This window comes from Burkholderia sp. BCC1972, from assembly GCF_905339605.1.
GTDB lineage: Bacteria > Pseudomonadota > Gammaproteobacteria > Burkholderiales > Burkholderiaceae > Burkholderia.
The window spans coordinates 1-1,763 of the sequence record NZ_CAJPGH010000061.1; the positions used below are offsets into that span (position 1 = coordinate 1).

Sequence of the window (1,763 nt, forward strand, 5' to 3'; positions counted from 1 at the left end):
TGGACAGCGACGTAATCGAGCTGTTGGCCGACGACAGGCCCGTCGACGTCGAAGTCGACAGCGACGTGATGGAGCTATTGGCCGACGACAGGCCGGTCGAGGTTGACGTGGACAGCGACGTGATCGAGCTATTCGCGGACGACAGACCCGTCGAGGTCGAAGTCGACAGCGAGGTGATGGAGCTATTGGCCGACGACAGGCCCGTCGACGTGGACGTCGACAGGGAGCCGATCGAGCTATTGGCCGACGACAGGCCGGTCGAGGTCGAGGTCGACAGCGACGTGATCGAGCTGTTAGCCGACGACAGGCCCGTCGAAGTCGAAGTCGACAGGGACGTGATCGAGCTGTTGGCCGACGACAAGCCGGTCGACGTGGAGGTCGACAGCGACGTGATGGAGCTGTTGGCCGAGGACAGGCCAGTCGAGGTCGAGGTGGACAGCGACGTGATCGAGCTGTTTGCCGACGACAGGCCCGTCGAGGTCGAGGTGGACAACGACGTGATCGAGCTGTTTGCCGACGACAGGCCCGTCGACGTCGATGTGGACAACGACGTGATCGAGCTGTTAGCCGACGACAAGCCAGTCGAGGTCGACGTGGACAGCGACGTGATCGAGCTGTTGGCCGACGACAAGCCGGTCGAGGTCGAGGTGGACAGCGACGTGACCGAGCTGTTGGTCGAGCTGAGGCCAGTCGACAGCGAACCGATGGAACTGTTGGCCGACGAGAGGCCCGTCGACGTGGAGGTCGACAGGGACGAAATCGAGCTATTCGCCGACGAGAGGCCGGTCGACGTCGAAGTCGACAGCGAGGTGATCGAGCTGTTTGCCGAGGACAGACCCGTCGAAGTCGACGTGGACAGCGACGTGATGGAGCTGTTTGCCGACGAGAGGCCGGTCGACGTCGAGGTCGACAGTGACGAAATCGAGCTGTTAGCCGACGACAGGCCCGTCGAAGTCGACGTGGACAGCGACGTGATGGAACTGTTGGCCGACGACAAGCCGGTCGACGTCGAGGTCGACAGCGACGTGATCGAGCTATTCGCCGAGGACAGACCGGTCGAGGTCGACGTGGACAGCGATGTCACCGAGCTGTTGGTCGAGCTGAGGCCCGTGGACAGCGACGTGATGCCGGTCGAAAGCGAGGCAATGGCGCTGCCGGACGTCGACACCGTGGTCGACAGCGAGTCGACGATCGAATTGGTTGCGAACAGCTGCGAGCCATTGATCGCATCGGTGCTGTTTGCGGTGATTTGACCGGCTGCAACGTTGGTGACCTGACGCTCGGCGCCAGGTTTGCCGACGCTGACCACGCTGGTTGGATTGCCACCCGCGAACGTTGCGGTTACACCGCCGATGGTGCCGGTCGGCGTCGGGTTCGCCGTCGACGTGATGGAGCCGCTGCCGAGTGCGACGTCGCCTGCGTTGTTGGCCGTGGCGTTCTGGCCGATGGCGACTGCGCCGTTCGCCTTCGCGTTCGCGGTGTCGCCGACGGCAACGCTACTCGCACCTGCGGCGCTTGCAGCCACGCCAGCCGCGAGGGCGTTGGTGCCCGTCGCGCCGGTGTTGTCGTAGTTGGCCTTCTGCGTGCCACCGTCGTTGACGCTGTAGTAGTGCGTCTTCGCGGCGTTGATTGCGGTCGAGGTCGAGGTCGACAGCGACGTGACCGAGCTATTGGTCGAGCTCAGGCCGGTGGACAGCGAATTGATGCCGGTCGAGGTCGACGTGGACAGCGAACCGATCGAGCTGTTGGCCGACGAGAGGCCC

Annotated in this window: 1 pseudogene; it reads right to left on the minus strand. The window is 64.0% G+C overall.

What is annotated here, in order from left to right:
* Positions 1-1,763 (minus strand): annotated as a pseudogene (locus tag U5798_RS36770) (hemagglutinin); the annotation flags it as partial.